We start from the raw sequence: 15,514 nt of genomic DNA, 5'->3' as shown, positions 1-15,514 counted from the left end.
ACCTGGTCGCGGCCGTTGTCTCACCGGGCCAAGCTTGTGGGCCTGGGCGGGGCGACGACGCGTGACATTGCAGCAGGGACTGTCCTTCGGTCTGATCGGCGCGACTGTGCTTTGCTTCATCTGGGGGCGCTGGCGCTACGATCTGGTCGCCCTGGGCGCCCTGGCCGTCGGGGTGGTGTTCGGACTGATCCCGATCAAGTCGGCCTTCGACGGCTTTTCCAACGACATCGTTGTGATCATCGCCAGCGCCCTGGTGCTGAGCGCCGCCATCTCGCGTTCGGGCCTGGTCGACACCCTGATGGCGCCGCTGCTGCCGCACCTGAAGGACGAGCGCACCCAGGTCCCCGTGCTGTCGATGGCCACGACCCTGCTGTCGATGGTCACCAAGAACGTCGGGGCCCTGGCGCTGATGATGCCGTCGGCCCTGCGCATCGCCCGCAACACCGGCGTGTCGCCCGGCCGGTTGCTGATGCCGATGTCGTTCGGCTCGCTGGTCGGCGGCCTGGCCGTGCTGGTCGGCACCTCGCCCAACATCATCGTCTCGGAAGTGCGGCAGGAGGCCCTGGGCAAGCCCTTCGCCATGTTCGACTTCATGCCGGTGGGCGGGACCCTGGCGGTGCTGGCGATCCTCTATCTGTCGTTCGCCTACCGCCTGTTGCCCAAGGGGCGCGCGGCGGCCATCGACATCGACGCGGCCCTGGCGGCCAACGCCTATGTCACCGAGGTCGAGATTCCGGAAGGCTGGGCGTTCGAGCAGTCGCGGGTGGCCGACCTGAGGAAGGCGGCGGGCCGGGCGGTGGCCGTCGTGGCGCTGCTGCGCGGCCGTCGCCGGATCGCCTCGCCGCATCCCAACCGCAAGCTCCTGCCGGGCGACGTCCTGTTGCTCGAGGGCCAGCAGCAGGAGCTGAACGAGCTGATCGTCAAAGCTCGGCTGAAACTGACCGACGCCGACCGCCCCGTCGTCATGGAGGAGCCGACCGACGAGGTGCGGGTGGTCGAGGCGGTGATCGGCGCGGAGTCCGACCTGATCGGTCAGACCGCCAAGAGCCTGACCCTGAACCACGCTTACGGCGTCAACCTGCTGGGCGTCAGCCGCGCCGGCTACCGCATGGCCGGACGCCTGGCCACGGTGCGGATGAAGGCCGGCGACATCCTGGTGCTGCAGGGCGCCGAACAGAAGCTGCCGACGGCCCTGCAGGCCCTGGGCTGCCTGCCGCTGGCCGAGCGGGAGGTGCGCCTGGGCGGCATGCGCCACGCCCTGCTGCCGACCGCCGTCCTGGCCGTGGCCATGCTGCTGGTGGCCTTCGGGGTGCTGCCGGTGGCCGGGGGCTTCTTCGCGGCCGCGGTCGTGGTGGTCGCCACCGGGGCCCTGCGGATGCGCGAGGCCTACGCGGCGCTGGACGCGCCGGTGCTGGTGCTGGTGGCGGCCCTGATCCCGGTCAGCGATACGGTGCAGGCCAGCGGCGGCACCGACCTGATCGCCGGCTGGCTGTCGGGGGCGTTCCACGGCCTGCCGCCGCTGCTGACCCTGACGGCGATGATGGCGGTGGCCATGGCCGCCACGCCGTTCCTGAACAACGCCGCCACGGTGCTGATCGTCGCCCCGATCGGCCTGGGCCTGGCCAAGCATCTGGGGCTGAGCCCGGATCCGTTCCTGATGGCCGTGGCGGTGGGGGCGGGCTGCGACTTCCTCACCCCGGTCGGCCACCAGTGCAACACGCTGGTGCTGGGGCCCGGAGGCTATCGGTTCGGCGACTACGCCCGGCTGGGCGCGCCGCTCACCGTGCTGATCCTGGTGGTCGCCCCCAGCCTGATCGCGCTGGTCTGGCCGTTCGCGGGCAGATGATCAGTAGACGTCTTCGGGATTGAGGATCGGCTCCGGGGAGACCTGGCCGTCGGCGTCGGTGAAGACCTGGGCTTCGGCCGTCTCGGCGGCGCCGCGCCGTTCCTGGCCATTGTAGTCGTGGTCGATCTTGCGGCGGCGGCAGGGGCCGAAATAGACGCTGGTCCGGACGAAGTCGCGCGGGTTGTTGATCACCTCGTTGACCCGGTGCAGCACGCCGCGGGCGGTGAGGGGCTTGGCCAGGAATTCGGTGACGCCGGCCATGCGGGCCTCGTCGAGGCTGGCGCGGGTGGCGTGGCCGGTGACCATGATGATCGGCGTATAGGGATTGCTGCTGGCCGGCGAGGTGCGCACCCAGCGGATGAAGGCCAGGCCGTCGACCGGCTGCATCATCAGGTCGGTGAAGATGATGTCGACTTCGCGCTCGGTGACGATCTTCAGCGCCTCGACGCCGTCGCTGGCCACGAAGATCTTGCGGATGCCCAATGACTTCAGGACCGTGGCGATGATCTCGCGCATCGGCTCGTTGTCGTCGATGATGAGCACCGTCAACGGACGCAGATCGGGCGCGCTCAACTGTCATCCCCCCGGAAGTCGCGGCGCCACGATACGCCGTCGGAGCCTTGCTTCCAGAGATTGTACTGATCGTCGTTTAGAAACCGTTGACGCGATGACAAATTGTCGCGGAAATTCAGCCGCTTATGTTTAACGAACCGTACGGCGGAGCTTCCCCGGGGGGGGGAGCTGCCTAGCGGCGGTCCTGCGGACGGTTGCCGGGGGTGTCGTCGTCCTGAGGCAGCATGCCGCCACGGCCGACGTTGCCCAGCAGCTGCTCGAGGATCGTCATCTCGCGACCGCGGGTCGGGGTCTCATGGCCGTTGTAGGCGATGACCTTGCCGTCCTTCAGCGTGTAGGTGTCCACCGAGGCGACCTTTTCGTCGGCCGGGTTGAACTTGATCGCCACCACGTCGCGCTTGATCACCCGCGGCTTGTAGAAGGCCACGCGGTCGGTGGTCTGCGAGATGTAGTACCAGGCGTTCTGGTCGAAGGTGGACGTGGCCGAGGGCGAGCCCAGCTTTTCCGTCACGGTCGACTTGCTGTCCTCGCCGATCTTCATGTCGGCGGGCTTGGCTTCGATGGCCTGGAAGCCCGAATAGCTCGTCAGCGGCGTACAGCCCCCGGCGACGGCGGCGAGGCCGATGACGGCGGCGGCGAGAACGGCAGGACGAAACATTGAGGCTCCGGAACCTAAGCAGGCTGACTTTGACCTATCGCCCGCGCGGGCTTAGTTCAATGGTCCGCGTGGATTGAACGGCTAACTAGTTCCGTGTCGCGGCGAAATCGAGGCGAGTGTGATGTTTCTGGACCGGCTGCTCAAACCCAGGCCCGCCAAGGCGGCGGGGGGCAAACTGTATGCCTCGGCGGCGGCTCAGGCCCGCTCGCCCGTCTTCTACGCCCAGATGGGCGTGCACGACTCGATGGAGGGGCGGTTCGAGCTGTTCACCCTGCACGTGGCGCTGCTGCTGGAGCGGCTGAAGGCCCAGGGCGACTCGGCGGCCGAGGTCTCGCAGGAGACCTTCAACGCCTATACGCGCGGCCTGGACGACGCCTTCCGCGAGATCGGCGTGTCCGACACCGCCGTCGGCAAGAAGATGAAGAAGCTGGTCGGCGCGGCTTACGGCCGCCTCAAGGCGTTCGACGAGGCCGCCGGCGCCTTGCCCGACCGCTCGGTGCTCAGCGCCGCCCTGGCCCGCACGGCCTTCGAGGAGCGCGGCGAGGGCGACCTGGCCGGCCTGACGGACTATGTGGTCGCCGCGCGCGACCGATTGGCGGCCCAGCCGCTCGAGACCCTGCTGCAAGGAGAGGCCCAATGGCCGAAGGCGTGATCGATCCCTGGCCCAGCGCCATCGTCCTGGGCCGGGTCCGCGGCGGAGTCGATCTGCGATTCGAACCGGACGAAGCCGCGCGCCGCGAGATCGCCAAGACCCTGGGCCTGGTCTCGCTGGAATCGCTGACCGCCGAAGTCTTCCTGCGACCCTGGATGGACGGCGCCGAGGTCTCGGGCCTGATCCGCGCCCGGGTGACCCAGGTGTGCAGCGTCTCGGCCGACGAATTCGAGGAGCCGGTCGAATCGCGGTTCAGCGTCCACGTCCTGCCCGCCGACAGCGAATACGCGCCCCCGGATGACGACGCCGGCGGCGAACTGGGCCTGGATCCGGAGGGCGACGATCCCCCCGACGTGCTGGAGGGCGAGACCATCGACGTCTCCGGCTATGTGATCGAGCATCTGGCCCTGGAGTTGGATCCGTTCCCCCGCAAGCCGGGCGCGGTTTTTCAACCTCCGGCCGAACCTGTGGATCTTTCGCCCTTCGCCGCCCTGAAAAAGCTGAAGAGCGACCCCGACGCCGGGGGCGAGGAGGGCTGAAAATGGCCGATTCCTTCCGCTTGCGTGATATTCTCGCGGCTGTATCGTCCCGCCGCCTTGCCACGCCCCCTTTTGAACGGGCGGTGCGCCGCTACAGGAGCCGATAGCGCCTCGTGCCTCACCCCGTAGTCATTTCGATCGACGCCATGGGCGGGGATCACGGCCCGTCCGTGATCGTCCCCGCCGTGGCGCTCGCCGCTAAGAACCTGCCCGACGTCCGCTTCCTGCTGCATGGCGACGAAGTCCAGCTGAACGCCTGCCTGGCCAAGTCCCCGGCCGCCCGCGCCGTCAGCGAGGTGCGCCACACCGACAAGGCCATCTCGATGGAGGAGAAGCCCGCCCAGGCCATGCGCCGGGGCAAGGGCACCAGCCTGTGGAACGCCGTCGAGGCGATCCGCAACAACGAGGCCGCCGCCTGCGTCTCCGCCGGCAACACCGGCGCCCTGATGGCGATCTCCAAGCTGATCCTGCGCATGGGCGCCAATCTGGAGCGGCCGGCGATCGTGGCCAGCTGGCCGACCATGCAGGGCGTCTCGGCCGTGCTCGACGTCGGCGCCAATGTCGAGAGCGACGCCAAGCAACTGATCGAGTTCGCGATCATGGGCGCGGCCTTCCACCACGCGGTGCACGGCTCGCAGCGTCCGACCGTGGGCCTGCTCAATGTCGGATCCGAGGACCAGAAGGGCCATGAGGAGGTGCGCGAGGCGCACGCCATCCTCAAGGAAACCAAGCTGGACTTCGACTATCGCGGCTTCGTCGAGGGCACCGACATCGCCAAGGGCACGGTCGACGTGGTCGTCACCGACGGCTTCACCGGCAATGTCGCCCTGAAGACCGCCGAGGGCCTGGCCCGGTTCTTCGCGGCCGAGATCCGCTCGACCCTGACCTCGGGCCCGCTGGCCATGCTGGGGGCGGTGATCGCCTCGGGCGCGCTGAAGAAGATGCGCCGGCGCCTGGATCCCGGCCGGGTCAACGGCGGCCCGCTGCTGGGCCTCAACGGCATCGTGGTCAAGAGCCACGGCGGGGCGGACGCCATCGGCTACGCCTCGGCCATCCGCGTGGCGGTCGACTTGGCCCGCAGCGACTTCTCGGCCGAGATCGACCGCAATCTGAAGCGACTGACCGAAACCGGCCTCAACGCCGGCGCAGAAGAAGAAACGGCTGATGGCGCGTCGGGCGCCGAGGGCCAGGGAGCTTCCGAGTGAGCGTAATTCGTAGCGCCGTCACCGGCGTCGGGGCCTATCTGCCGGACAACATCGTCACCAACGATCAGTTGGCCGAAACCGTCGACACCAGCGACGCCTGGATCGTCGAGCGCACGGGCATCCGCCAGCGCCACATGGTGGCCGACGACCAGCCGGTCTCGGACCTGGCCTTCCGCGCCGCGCAGCAGGCGCTGGAGCGGGCCGGCAAGACCGCCGCCGACGTCGACCTGATCATCGTCGCCACCACCACGCCGGACATGACCTTCCCGGCCACCGCCACCATCGTCCAGCGCAAGCTGGGCGCGCCGGTGGGCATCGCCTTCGACGTCCAGGCCGTGTGCTCGGGCTTCGTCTATGCGCTCAGCGTCGCCGACGGCTTCGTGGCCCGCGGCCACGCCAAGTGCGCCATCGTGATCGGCGCCGAAGCCATGACCCGGCTTATGGACTGGACCGACCGCGGCACCTGCGTGCTGTTCGGCGACGGGGCCGGGGCGGTGGTGCTGGAGCCGCGCGAAGGGCAGGGGACCACGGCCGATCAGGGCGTTCTGGGCTTCGCCCTGCGCGCCGACGGCACCAAGCAGGAGCTGCTCTATGTCGACGGCGGTCCGTCGACCACGGGCACGGTGGGCAAGCTGCGCATGCTGGGCAACCAGGTGTTCAAGCACGCGGTGATCAACATCTCCGAGGCGATCCACGCCGCCGCTGCGGTGGCGAACGTGACGATCCCCGAGGTCGACTGGTTCATCCCGCACCAGGCCAACCAGCGGATCCTGGCCGGCGTGGCCCATCGCGTGGGCATCGACGAGGACAAGGTGATCTCGACGGTCGCCCTGCACGCCAACACCTCGGCCGCCTCGATCCCCCTGGCCTTCGCTCAAGGAATCGCCGACGGCCGGATCAAGCCGGGCCAGCTGCTGCTGCTCGAGGCGATGGGCGGCGGACTGACCTGGGGCGCCTGCGTTCTGCGACTTTAAGGCCAAGCTTGGCTGTTTTGGGCCGCTAGCTTGCGCTATCGTCTCAAGTCTTGGCGCTCAGCCTTTGACTCCATGCGATAATCGCGGCATGCAGGCTTGAGTTGATGAGGGCGCGTTGCGGAAACACGGGGCTCCGCCTTGTCGGACGCGGGCGCTTTAGGTTTGTCAATCAAGCGTAAGGGGGCGTCATGAAAGGCGCGACATTGACCCGGGCCGATCTCTGCGAGGCGGTCCACGAGGAAGTCGGGCTGACCCGCCAGGATTGCGCGGGCCTGGTCGAACGCACCCTGGATCTGGTCGCCGAGGCGCTGGAACAGGGCGAAACGGTCAAGCTTTCCGGTTTCGGCGTCTTCCAGGTGCGCGACAAGCGGGCCCGCATGGGCCGCAATCCCAAGACGGGAGAGCCCGCCGAGATCGAGCCCCGCCGGGTGATCGGTTTCCGGGCCTCGCAAGTCATGAAGGCGCGAATCGACCGCGCCTTGGGCGGCTAAGGGAAATCATGCGGTGGCGAAGGGGCCCAACGCCTTCCGCACGATTTCAGAAGCCGCCGACGAGCTGGGCGTGCCGCAGCACGTCCTGCGCTTCTGGGAAACCAAGTTCTCGTTCATTCGCCCGATGAAGCGGGCCGGCGGGCGGCGGTTCTATCGCCCGCAGGACATCGCCGTGCTGAGCGGCGTGCGCGCCCTGCTGCACGCCGAGGGCTACACCATCAAAGGCGTGCAGAAACTGCACCGCGAGCAGGGCCTGACCCATGTGATCGCCGCGGGCCTGGGCGACAACGGCTCGGCCTCTCTGGACGTCCTGGCCGCCGCGGCCGTCGATTCGTCTCCGCACGGCGAGCTGGCCGAAGAGGCGCGGGATCGTCTGGTCATGGCGCTGGACGACCTGCAGGCCGTCAAAGCCCGGCTGGACGGGCTTTTGCGGGGCCTCTGAAGGCCGCTTCAAATCCCTGGGAATTGCCCGAGAAATCCCATTGCCCCCGGCAAGGCTCGCACCTATAAGGGCGCTCCTTCCGGATCGGAGCGTGGCGCAGCCTGGTAGCGCACTTGACTGGGGGTCAAGGGGTCGCAGGTTCGAATCCTGTCGCTCCGACCATTCCTCCCCGTGGGGAATGAGACCGGAAGAATGGAAAGGCCGCCCTCCGGGGCGGCCTTTTTCGTTTCCGGCATTCGCAGCGGCGAACACTTGCCCCCTACGGATCGCTTCGCGATCGTCTTCCCCCACAGGGGGAAGAGGGGCGTTGCGGGGCGTCCTCCGCCCCCTATGGGGGCGGACAGGCGGCGAAGCCGCCAGGTGGGGGCAAGTTCAGTGAGCTACTGACCAATCCGCTTATCAGCCTTGCCCATCCAGGACATCAGCGGCATCAGCGGCAAGCCCCAGCCCATGCCCGCGATCACGAAATAGATCAGGTGCACGGCGCGATTGTTCGGCAGGTAGTCGTAGAGGCTGGTGAAGGCCCAGATCCAGGCGGCCAGGAAGGCCATGATGCCGATCCCGCCGATCAGCTTGCGCAAGCGGGCGGGAATGAGGGGAGCGCTCAAGCGGGTCTCCGGAAGATGCTCGAAACAATGCCGAGAACGGCCAGGAAGAAGATCGCGCCCACGCTGGAGACCAGCAGGCTGCCGAGGAAGCCGTCGAACCGGAAGTCCAGCCGCTGGGCGATGAAGGTTCCGATGAACGAACCGACGACGCCGATCAAGAGCTTGGTGAACAGCGCGTGCCGGCGGGCCAGCACCAGGTCAGCGACATAGCCGGCCAGGATGCCGATCACCACGGCCACGAAAACGCCAACCCCGCTCATGATGTTCTCCGACCCCCGCGACCCCGCATCATCGCACGCGAGGCCTTACGCGTCATGAGGCCATGGACGAAGCCGCGCGTCAGGCGTACGGCAAGGCTTCGCCGTATTTCGGCCCTCAACTGACGTTCTTTCCGGCTGTCATGACGTCCTTTTTGCGTTCCGATCGTTCAAGGCCCGTGGCCATCTGGCTGTTCGTGGTGGCCGTCCTGGTGTTTGGCATGGTGGTGGTCGGGGGCGCGACGCGCCTGACCGACTCGGGCCTGTCGATCACCCAGTGGAAGCCGATCATGGGCGCGCTGCCGCCGATGTCGGACGAGGCCTGGCGGGCCAATTTCGAGCTCTACAAGAAGATCCCGCAGTACAGGCTGGTCAACGCCGGCATGACGCTGGAGGCCTACAAGGGCATCTTCTGGTGGGAGTGGGCGCACCGGTTGCTGGGCCGGCTGGTCGGGGCGGCGTTCGCCATCCCATTCGTGTTTTTCCTGGTCCGCCGGATGATCCCGCGCCGCCTGATCTGGCGCTGCGCCGTGCTGTTCGGCCTGGGCGGCCTGCAGGGGCTGGTCGGCTGGTGGATGGTGTCCAGCGGCCTGTCCGAGCGGGTCTCGGTGGCGCCCGAGCGGCTGATGATCCACCTGGGCCTGGCCCTGATCCTGTTCGTCGCCCTGGTGTGGACCGCCCTGGACGCCTGGTCCGGCTCGCCCCGCATCGAGGAACGCACCGACTGGCGTGGCTGGGCCCTGGGCTTCCTGGGCGCGGTGTTCTTCCAGAGCCTGCTGGGCGCCCTGGTGGCCGGCAACGACGCGGGTCTGGTCTACAACGACTGGCCGCTGATGAACGGCGCGCTGATCCCGGCCGAATACGCCGGCCACGGCTTCTGGGGCACGATCGCCCACAGCCAGGGCGCGGTGCAGCTGCACCACAGGCTGATGGCCTACGCCCTGTTCATCGCCGCCATCGTCATCGGCGTGGCCGCGAGCCGTTCGCGCCGTTTGCCGGAGGAGGCCAAGCTGACGGCCTTCGTGCTGGTCGGCGTCGTCTGCCTGCAGGCGGGCCTGGGCATCTGGACCCTGATGGCCGCCGTGCCGCTGGCCCTGGGCGTGCTGCACCAGGCCGGGGCGGCGATCCTGCTGGCCACGGCCACGGCCTTCGCCTGGCGGGTCAGAAGATCCTAGGGCGAGGCTTTCCACAGGGGCGCACAACGAACTGTCACGAAAACACAGCACAGGACGAGCGATGTCCCAGCTGGAGCTTACCGTGATCCGCGCCCCCCTGTTTCTCGCCGGAGCCATGCTCCTGGCCGCCGCGCCCGCCGTCGTCCACGCCGCGCCCAAGCCCGCCCCGAAGCCGGCCCCCGTGGCCAACGCCGCGCCCGGCGACGCCTACTACCAGGCCGGCCAGGCCGCCCTGGCCAAGGCCCTGACGGTCAATCCACGCACCGGCAAGGCCAAGAACGTCATCCTGTTCCTGGGCGACGGCATGGGCATCTCCACCGTGGTCGCCAGCCGCATCTATGAAGGCCAGCAGCGCGGCGTCGACGGCGAGAGCAATTCGCTGTCGTTCGAGAAGCTGCCCTGGACGGCCCTGTCCAAGACCTACAGCCACGACACCCAGGTGACCGACAGCGCCGCGGGCATCACCGCCATCACCACCGGCGTGAAGACCCGCAACAAGATCATCGGCCTGACCGGCGTGACGATCCCCGAGAAGTGCGAGACCGAGGCCGGCCAGCGCGTCGAGACCATCGCCGAACTGGCCAAGGCCCACGGCCTGTCGGCGGGCGCGGTCACCACCACCCGCATCACCCACGCCACTCCGGCCGGGACCTACGCCCACACCGCCTATCGCGACTGGGAAGGCGACGGCGACATGCCCACCGACGCCCTGGCCGCCGGCTGCACGGACATCGCCCGCCAGCTGGTCGAGGCCCCGGCCGGCATCCGCCTGGACGTTGCGCTGGGGGGAGGGCGCTCGCGCTTCCTGCCCGAGGCCAAGGACGGCAAGCGCGCCGACGGCCGCGACCTGACCGCCGAGTGGCTGAAGGCCCCGAACGCCGCCTATGTCACCACCGACGCCCAGCTGGCGGCGCTGGACCCGGCCAAGACCGGTCCGGTGCTGGGCCTGTTCGCCAACGAACACCTGCCCTACGAGGTCGAGCGGCCGATCCTGGGCGAGGGCGTGCCGACGCTGGCGGCCATGGCCACCAAGGCCGTCGACCTGCTGTCGAAGAACCCCAAGGGCTATTTCCTGCTGGTCGAGGGCGGCAAGATCGACATGGGCAGCCACCTGAACAACGCCAAGCGGACCCTGACCGAGACGGTCGAGTTCTCCAAGGCGATCCAGGCGGTTCTGGACAAGGTGAACCTGGACGACACCCTGGTGATCGTCACCGCCGACCACAGCCACGGCCTGGTGATCTCGGGCTACGCCGCCCGCAACAGCCCGATCCTGGGCCTGGCCGGCAACGAGGGCGAGCCGATCATGGCCGGCGACGGCAAGCCCTACACCGTGCTGAGCTTCGCCACCGGCCCCGGCGGCCCTGAGGGCTCGAACCTGCGCGCCGACCCGACCAAGGAAGACACCGACGACATCGACTACCACCAGAACGCCACGGCGTTCCTGGGCAGCTCGGCCCACTCGGGCGAGGACGTGGGCGTGTTCGCCGACGGGCCCGGCGCCTATCTGGTCCACGGCGTGGTCGAGGAGAGCTTCCTCTACCAGGTCATGCGCCACGCCTACGGCTTCGACGCTCAATAGAGATCGTCATCCTCGGGCTTGTCCCGAGGACCCCTTTGTCGGCTTCCGCATAGGTGAGGGAGGGGGCGCTGCGTTCGCGGCGCCCCGTTCTGCGTTTCAGGGGCGGCTGAGGCCGGGGTCCTCGGAAAAGTCCGAGGATGACGGACGGTATAATGCGGTATCATAATACCTAATCACGAAATCCCTTGTCCTGTAAGGGTTTGCGGAGTTTTCTGCGCGCGCATTGTTGACAGGCCGCGAACGCTCCTGTACCTGCCGCCCCTCACGCAGACGGAGCCGCTTTCCTTGGCCCCCGACGCACAAGGAATACGGATCAATCCCATGCAAAAGACCACGGCTTCCCTGAAGCCCGCCGAGGTCGAGAAGAAGTGGATCGTGGTCGACGCCCAGGACGCCGTTGTCGGTCGTCTGGCGACGTTCATCGCCATGCGTCTTCGCGGCAAGCATCGTCCCGACTACACCCCGCACGTTGACTGCGGCGACTTCGTCGTCGTCATCAACGCCGACAAGGTGAAGTTCACCGGCAAGAAGCTGGACGACAAGGTTTACTACCGCCACACCGGTCACCCGGGCGGCGTCAAGTCGACCACCCCGCGCAAGCTGCTGGAAGGCCGCTTCCCGGAACGCGTCCTCGAAAAGGCCGTCGAGCGCATGCTGCCCAAGGAAAGCCCCTTGGCCCGCAAGCAACTGACCCACCTGCTCATCTACAATAATGGTGAGCACCCGCACCAAGCGCAGAGCCCTGAAGTGATCGATTTCGCTTCGCGCAACGCCAAGAACACCCGGAGCGCCTAAGTCATGTCTGAAGCTCAAGGCTTTGACGCGCTGGCCAGCCTGTCCAGCAACCCGGAAGCTGCCGCTCCCGCCGAACCCAAGATCGACGCCCAAGGCCGCGCCTACGCGACCGGCAAGCGCAAGAACGCGATCGCTCGCGTCTGGATCAAGCCGGGCAAGGGCTCGATCACGATCAACGGTCGTGACCAGGAAGTCTATTTCGCTCGCCCCGTGCTGCGCATGATGATCGCCCAGCCCCTGGAGGTCACCGACCGCCTGGGCCAGTTCGACGTCGTCGTCACCGTGGAAGGCTCGGGCCTGTCGGGCCAAGCCGGCGCCGTGCGTCACGGCCTGTCCAAGGCCCTGACCTACTACGAGCCCGGCCTGCGCACCCTGCTGAAGCCGCACGGCTTCCTGACCCGCGACAGCCGCGTCGTCGAGCGTAAGAAGTACGGCAAGGCCAAGGCCCGCCGCTCCTTCCAGTTCTCGAAGCGCTAAGCGTTTCAAGTTCCTCGAAGAAAGAGGCCGCGGTTTCCGCGGCCTCTTTTTTTGCCTGAAACCCCGAATCTGCCGGTACCTTGCCGCCCGTTCGATGGCCGCGGTCACGCTTCCATCCCGCAGCGGATCTCGAGGGCGTCATGGAAGTCAGTCAGGCCGTCCGGGAGTCGATCCTGCCGCTGGGCGCCAAGCGCGTCATGCTGGAGCAGGCGCGCGACACGCTGGAGACCATCGTCCTGGGCTCGTCGCACGGCGACCACGGCTTCGACCCGGCCTACGTCCCCAATTCGTTCAATCTCTGCTACCGGTCGCTGGACCTGAAGCACTGCCATTCTCTGTATCAGCGAACGATCACGCTCTGTCCGAACCTGAAGAACCTGGTGCTGTTCTATTCGGTGTTCTCGCCCGGCCGCGTGCTGGAGCACAGCCCCGACGAGAGCGAGATCGGTCCGTTGTGCAGCGCGCTGTTCGATCTGGACGTCGAATACCAGTCCGAGCCCCTGACCCGCTTGGCGCAGGCCCTGACCCAGCAACTGCAGGACGGCATGGCCGCCACCCTGATCGAGGAGACCGCCAAGCTGGACGGTCGCGCCGGCTTCCTGCCGAACGACCAGGTCGCGGCCGCGGCCTCGGCGTTCCAGGCCCGCCTGTTGTCGCACATCAAGAACAACTACGAGTCCGGCGCCGACTATTACCTGCTGAAGATCCTGGCCCTGGCCAATCGCCTGGGGCACCAGGTGACCGTCGTCATCCCGCCGGTGACCTCGCGCTACCGAGACACGCTGAACACCCGCTCCAGCGTTCTCTTCCGCGAGCTGATCGAGGCGGTCGACCTGTTCCCCTGGACCCTGCCGATCAAGGTGCTCAACGCCTATGACGACGAGGCCTATGAGGACGCGTTCTTCGTCGACAGCGACAATCTGGACGCGCTCGGAGACGGTACGCGAATACTGTCACAGGCCATCGCCAGGATGGTTCCGGGATCCGGCGCGGTCGCTTAAGTCGCTGCGGCGCAACAAAACCGCCCAGGCGTGGCTTAAAGACCCGTTTCGCTCCCCATCGGAGTAGGCTAGATCGTCCGCTCCTCAAGTTCGGGTTACGGGAGGGCGCATGGCCCCCAAGGTCTTCATCGACGGCGAAGCAGGCACCACCGGGTTGCAGATCCGTGAGCGTCTGGTCGGCCGCAAGGACCTGCAGCTGGTCTCGATCGATCCTGACAAGCGCAAGGACCCGGAGGCTCGCAAGGCGATGCTGAACGGCGCCGACGCCGTGATCCTGTGCCTGCCTGACGACGCGGCCAAGGAAGCCGTGGCGCTGATCGAGGACCCGAAGGTCAAGGTGATCGACGCCTCGACCGCCCACCGCACCGCGGCCGGCTGGACCTACGGCTTCCCCGAACTGGACGAGGAGCAACGCGGCAAGGTCGCCAAGTCGACCCGGGTGTCGAACCCCGGCTGCTACGCGACCGGCGCCATCGCCCTGGCCCGGCCGCTGGTCAGCGCCGACATCATCGCGGCCGACCTGCCGATCTCGTTCAACGCCGTGTCGGGCTACAGCGGCGGCGGCAAGGCGATGATCGCCGAGTTCGAGGACGAGAGCTCGCCCAACTACACCAAGGTTCCGTACCGGATCTACGCCACGGGGCTGAACCACAAGCACCTGCCCGAGATCCAGGCCCACGGCGGCCTGCTGACCCGGCCGATCTTCACCCCGGCCGTGGGGCGCTATGCCCAGGGCATGCTGGTCGAGCTGCCCCTGCATCTGGGCATGCTGAACGGCAGCGTCTCGATGACCGAGATCCACGAGGCCCTGGCCGACCACTACGCCCGCGAAGCCTTTGTCGAGGTGGCGTCGCTGCACGAGGCCAAGAGCCTGGTCACGCTGGATCCCGAGGGGCTGAACAACACCAACCGCCTGAAGCTGTTCGTGTTCGGCTCGGAAAACAGCGGCCAGGTCCGCCTGGTGGCTTTGCTTGACAACCTGGGCAAGGGCGCGTCCGGCGCAGCGGTCCAGAACCTGAACCTGATGCTGGGCCTGAAGGAAGGCGCGGGGCTCTAGGCTCCGCGTCTCGGGCGCCTCACGCCCGCCAGCGATAGTGCCCCACCGCCGTGTGGAGCTTGAACATCCACAGTGGCTCCTCCTTGGCGCCCCAGCCGATGTTGTGGACGATCCGCACCCGCTCGGGGCCTTCGCTGACCACGCCGATGTGCGGGCGACCGCCCCAGACCCGCCAGGTCAGGATGTCGCCGGGGCGCGGGTCGTCGAAGCTGTCGCCGGCGGCCTTGGGCGGCGCGGCCGCCACCCGGGCGCGCTGGCGGGTCAGGTAGGTCTCCAGGTTCAGCACCCGGCGATGGTCGATGTTGGAGTCCGGCCCCTTCAGCCCCCAGGCGCGCCGCGAGGGGTAGGCGTCGAAACTTCGAGTCATGTCCTCATGGATCAGCTGCTGCAGGTCGGCCCGCCAGGCGTCGCGCGCGGCGCGCACAACCACGTCGGCGCAGACGCCGGTCGAGCGCAGCACGTCGCCGTTGGGGTAGGGGATGGCGCGATAGCTGGGATCGTAGGCCTTGGTGACGCCCACCTGCTCACGCGCGGCTTGGGCCAGGCGTTCGCCGCCGGACGCCGGAACCGGACGCGCCAAGACCTCGCCCACGCCGAAGATCGGCGTCGCGACCAGCATCCCTAGTGCGGTCCGGCGGTTGAGTCCCATGTCCGGAAAGCTCCACCAGAATCCCGGCGAGTTTTAGGCGAACATGGGTCGACGACGTGGCGCTAGCCCGCGTCGGGCTCCAGAAGGCGCGGCCCGGCCCCCTGGGCGCCCAGGGCGTCCTGCGGGTTTCGCAGCGGGCAGGTCTTCAGGGACAAGCAGCCGCAGCCGATGCAGTCGTCCAGCTGGTCGCGAAGCTGGGTGAGGCTCCGGATGCGCTCGTCCAGTTCGGCCCGCCACGCGCGCGACAGCTCGGCCCAGTCCTCGGCGGTCGGCGCTCGACCCTGGGGCAGGGCCGCCAGCGCCGCCTGGATCGAGGCCAGGGGGATGCCGGTGCGCTGGGCGACCTTGATCACCGCCACCCGGCGCAGGATTCCGCGCGGATAGCGGCGCTGGTTGCCCTCGGTCCGCAGGCTGAAGATCAGGCCCTTGGTCTCGTAGAAATGCAGGGTCGAGACCGCCACGCCGCTGCGCCGGGCCACTTCGCCGACGCTCAGCGTGCCGCCCGGGACGGCGAAATCGGGCTTGGACATTCG

General features: G+C 67.9%; 19 protein-coding genes and 1 tRNA gene. 14 read left to right on the top strand and 6 right to left on the bottom strand.

What is annotated here, in order from left to right:
• The first annotated feature begins 61 nt into the window (after positions 1–61).
• Complete coding sequence (locus AC1DYP_RS08340; protein ID WP_477045935.1) at positions 62–1,846, top strand: SLC13 family permease; 1,785 nt, start codon at positions 62–64, stop codon at positions 1,844–1,846.
• On the opposite strand, the gene AC1DYP_RS08335 is transcribed toward AC1DYP_RS08340, so the two are convergent.
• Both AC1DYP_RS08335 and AC1DYP_RS08330 read right to left on the bottom strand, forming a co-directional pair.
• Positions 1,847–2,419, bottom strand: coding sequence for a response regulator (locus AC1DYP_RS08335; RefSeq protein ID WP_477035845.1), 573 nt, complete (start codon positions 2,417–2,419; stop codon positions 1,847–1,849).
• A gap of 172 nt (positions 2,420–2,591) precedes the next feature.
• The gene (locus tag AC1DYP_RS08330; protein ID WP_477035844.1) at positions 2,592–3,077 is read right to left on the bottom strand and encodes an outer membrane protein assembly factor BamE; all 486 of its coding nucleotides are present in this window, start codon (positions 3,075–3,077) and stop codon (positions 2,592–2,594) included.
• A 121-nt stretch (positions 3,078–3,198) separates the two neighbouring features.
• On the opposite strand from AC1DYP_RS08330, the gene AC1DYP_RS08325 reads away from it, so the two are divergent.
• From AC1DYP_RS08325 to AC1DYP_RS08295, 7 genes are all read left to right on the top strand, one after another.
• Positions 3,199–3,729 (top strand): ubiquinol-cytochrome C chaperone family protein, encoded by a 531-nt coding sequence (locus AC1DYP_RS08325; RefSeq protein ID WP_477045934.1) that lies wholly within the window; start codon positions 3,199–3,201, stop codon positions 3,727–3,729.
• Positions 3,714–4,268 (top strand): YceD family protein, encoded by a 555-nt coding sequence (locus AC1DYP_RS08320; protein WP_477045933.1) that lies wholly within the window; start codon positions 3,714–3,716, stop codon positions 4,266–4,268. Before AC1DYP_RS08325 ends, AC1DYP_RS08320 begins: the two co-directional genes overlap by 16 nt.
• 113 nt (positions 4,269–4,381) lie before the next feature.
• On the top strand, positions 4,382–5,473 hold the full coding sequence (plsX, locus tag AC1DYP_RS08315; RefSeq protein ID WP_477045932.1) for a phosphate acyltransferase PlsX: 1,092 nt from the start codon (positions 4,382–4,384) through the stop codon (positions 5,471–5,473).
• Positions 5,470–6,447: a beta-ketoacyl-ACP synthase III gene (locus tag AC1DYP_RS08310; RefSeq protein WP_477035840.1), complete on the top strand. Its 978-nt coding sequence runs from the start codon at positions 5,470–5,472 to the stop codon at positions 6,445–6,447. Before plsX ends, AC1DYP_RS08310 begins: the two co-directional genes overlap by 4 nt.
• 188 nt (positions 6,448–6,635) lie before the next feature.
• Positions 6,636–6,938, top strand: a complete 303-nt coding sequence (locus tag AC1DYP_RS08305; protein ID WP_029915189.1) for an integration host factor subunit alpha — start codon at positions 6,636–6,638, stop codon at positions 6,936–6,938.
• A 13-nt stretch (positions 6,939–6,951) separates the two neighbouring features.
• Positions 6,952–7,380, top strand: a complete 429-nt coding sequence (locus tag AC1DYP_RS08300; RefSeq protein WP_477045931.1) for a MerR family transcriptional regulator — start codon at positions 6,952–6,954, stop codon at positions 7,378–7,380.
• An 85-nt stretch (positions 7,381–7,465) separates the two neighbouring features.
• Positions 7,466–7,542: transfer RNA gene (locus AC1DYP_RS08295), tRNA-Pro, on the top strand.
• A gap of 218 nt (positions 7,543–7,760) precedes the next feature.
• Here the strand turns inward: AC1DYP_RS08295 and AC1DYP_RS08290 are convergent.
• Both AC1DYP_RS08290 and AC1DYP_RS08285 read right to left on the bottom strand, forming a co-directional pair.
• A complete protein-coding gene (locus AC1DYP_RS08290; RefSeq protein ID WP_477045930.1) occupies positions 7,761–7,988 on the bottom strand; it encodes a DUF2842 domain-containing protein in 228 nt (75 codons plus the stop codon).
• On the bottom strand, positions 7,985–8,248 hold the full coding sequence (locus AC1DYP_RS08285; RefSeq protein WP_477035837.1) for a GlsB/YeaQ/YmgE family stress response membrane protein: 264 nt from the start codon (positions 8,246–8,248) through the stop codon (positions 7,985–7,987). Before AC1DYP_RS08285 ends, AC1DYP_RS08290 begins: the two co-directional genes overlap by 4 nt.
• A 140-nt stretch (positions 8,249–8,388) precedes the next feature.
• On the opposite strand from AC1DYP_RS08285, the gene AC1DYP_RS08280 reads away from it, so the two are divergent.
• The 6 genes from AC1DYP_RS08280 to argC all read left to right on the top strand — a co-directional run bounded on the left by AC1DYP_RS08280 (position 8,389) and on the right by argC (position 14,332).
• On the top strand, positions 8,389–9,420 hold the full coding sequence (locus AC1DYP_RS08280; protein ID WP_477045929.1) for a COX15/CtaA family protein: 1,032 nt from the start codon (positions 8,389–8,391) through the stop codon (positions 9,418–9,420).
• An 82-nt stretch (positions 9,421–9,502) separates the two neighbouring features.
• The gene (locus AC1DYP_RS08275; protein WP_477045928.1) at positions 9,503–11,002 is read left to right on the top strand and encodes an alkaline phosphatase; all 1,500 of its coding nucleotides are present in this window, start codon (positions 9,503–9,505) and stop codon (positions 11,000–11,002) included.
• A 321-nt stretch (positions 11,003–11,323) separates the two neighbouring features.
• Entirely contained in the window at positions 11,324–11,797 is a 474-nt protein-coding gene (gene rplM / locus AC1DYP_RS08270) for a 50S ribosomal protein L13 (protein WP_028040416.1), read from the top strand.
• Between the two features lie 3 nt (positions 11,798–11,800).
• Entirely contained in the window at positions 11,801–12,274 is a 474-nt protein-coding gene (gene rpsI / locus AC1DYP_RS08265) for a 30S ribosomal protein S9 (protein ID WP_035079299.1), read from the top strand.
• A gap of 140 nt (positions 12,275–12,414) precedes the next feature.
• Positions 12,415–13,275: a hypothetical protein gene (locus AC1DYP_RS08260; protein WP_477045927.1), complete on the top strand. Its 861-nt coding sequence runs from the start codon at positions 12,415–12,417 to the stop codon at positions 13,273–13,275.
• A gap of 109 nt (positions 13,276–13,384) precedes the next feature.
• Positions 13,385–14,332: an N-acetyl-gamma-glutamyl-phosphate reductase gene (argC, locus tag AC1DYP_RS08255; RefSeq protein WP_477045926.1), complete on the top strand. Its 948-nt coding sequence runs from the start codon at positions 13,385–13,387 to the stop codon at positions 14,330–14,332.
• Positions 14,333–14,351: 19 nt separating this feature from the next.
• Here the strand turns inward: argC and AC1DYP_RS08250 are convergent, their stop codons facing one another.
• Both AC1DYP_RS08250 and soxR read right to left on the bottom strand, forming a co-directional pair.
• On the bottom strand, positions 14,352–14,951 hold the full coding sequence (locus tag AC1DYP_RS08250) for a DUF1287 domain-containing protein (RefSeq protein WP_477045925.1): 600 nt from the start codon (positions 14,949–14,951) through the stop codon (positions 14,352–14,354).
• Between the two features lie 92 nt (positions 14,952–15,043).
• A complete protein-coding gene (gene soxR / locus AC1DYP_RS08245) occupies positions 15,044–15,511 on the bottom strand; it encodes a redox-sensitive transcriptional activator SoxR (protein WP_477045924.1) in 468 nt (155 codons plus the stop codon).
• Positions 15,512–15,514: the final 3 nt, after the last annotated feature.

The sequence above is a fragment of the Caulobacter sp. P1_D6 genome (assembly GCF_056406095.1).
This window is presented reverse-complemented; position numbering and strand designations above follow the sequence as displayed.

Excerpts from the sequence above, each read along its gene's own strand:
- AC1DYP_RS08330 (WP_477035844.1), bottom strand. The coding sequence starts at position 3,077 with ATGTTTCGTCCTGCCGTTCTCGCCGCCGCCGTCATCGGCCTCGCCGCC.
- AC1DYP_RS08325 (WP_477045934.1), top strand. The coding sequence starts at position 3,199 with ATGTTTCTGGACCGGCTGCTCAAACCCAGGCCCGCCAAGGCGGCGGGG.
- AC1DYP_RS08320 (WP_477045933.1), top strand. The coding sequence starts at position 3,714 with ATGGCCGAAGGCGTGATCGATCCCTGGCCCAGCGCCATCGTCCTGGGC.
- AC1DYP_RS08305 (WP_029915189.1), top strand. The coding sequence starts at position 6,636 with ATGAAAGGCGCGACATTGACCCGGGCCGATCTCTGCGAGGCGGTCCAC.
- AC1DYP_RS08285 (WP_477035837.1), bottom strand. The coding sequence starts at position 8,248 with ATGAGCGGGGTTGGCGTTTTCGTGGCCGTGGTGATCGGCATCCTGGCC.
- AC1DYP_RS08280 (WP_477045929.1), top strand. The coding sequence starts at position 8,389 with ATGACGTCCTTTTTGCGTTCCGATCGTTCAAGGCCCGTGGCCATCTGG.
- rplM (WP_028040416.1), top strand. The coding sequence starts at position 11,324 with ATGCAAAAGACCACGGCTTCCCTGAAGCCCGCCGAGGTCGAGAAGAAG.
- rpsI (WP_035079299.1), top strand. The coding sequence starts at position 11,801 with ATGTCTGAAGCTCAAGGCTTTGACGCGCTGGCCAGCCTGTCCAGCAAC.
- AC1DYP_RS08260 (WP_477045927.1), top strand. The coding sequence starts at position 12,415 with ATGGAAGTCAGTCAGGCCGTCCGGGAGTCGATCCTGCCGCTGGGCGCC.
- argC (WP_477045926.1), top strand. The coding sequence starts at position 13,385 with ATGGCCCCCAAGGTCTTCATCGACGGCGAAGCAGGCACCACCGGGTTG.
- AC1DYP_RS08250 (WP_477045925.1), bottom strand. The coding sequence starts at position 14,951 with ATGCTGGTCGCGACGCCGATCTTCGGCGTGGGCGAGGTCTTGGCGCGT.
- soxR (WP_477045924.1), bottom strand. The coding sequence starts at position 15,511 with ATGTCCAAGCCCGATTTCGCCGTCCCGGGCGGCACGCTGAGCGTCGGC.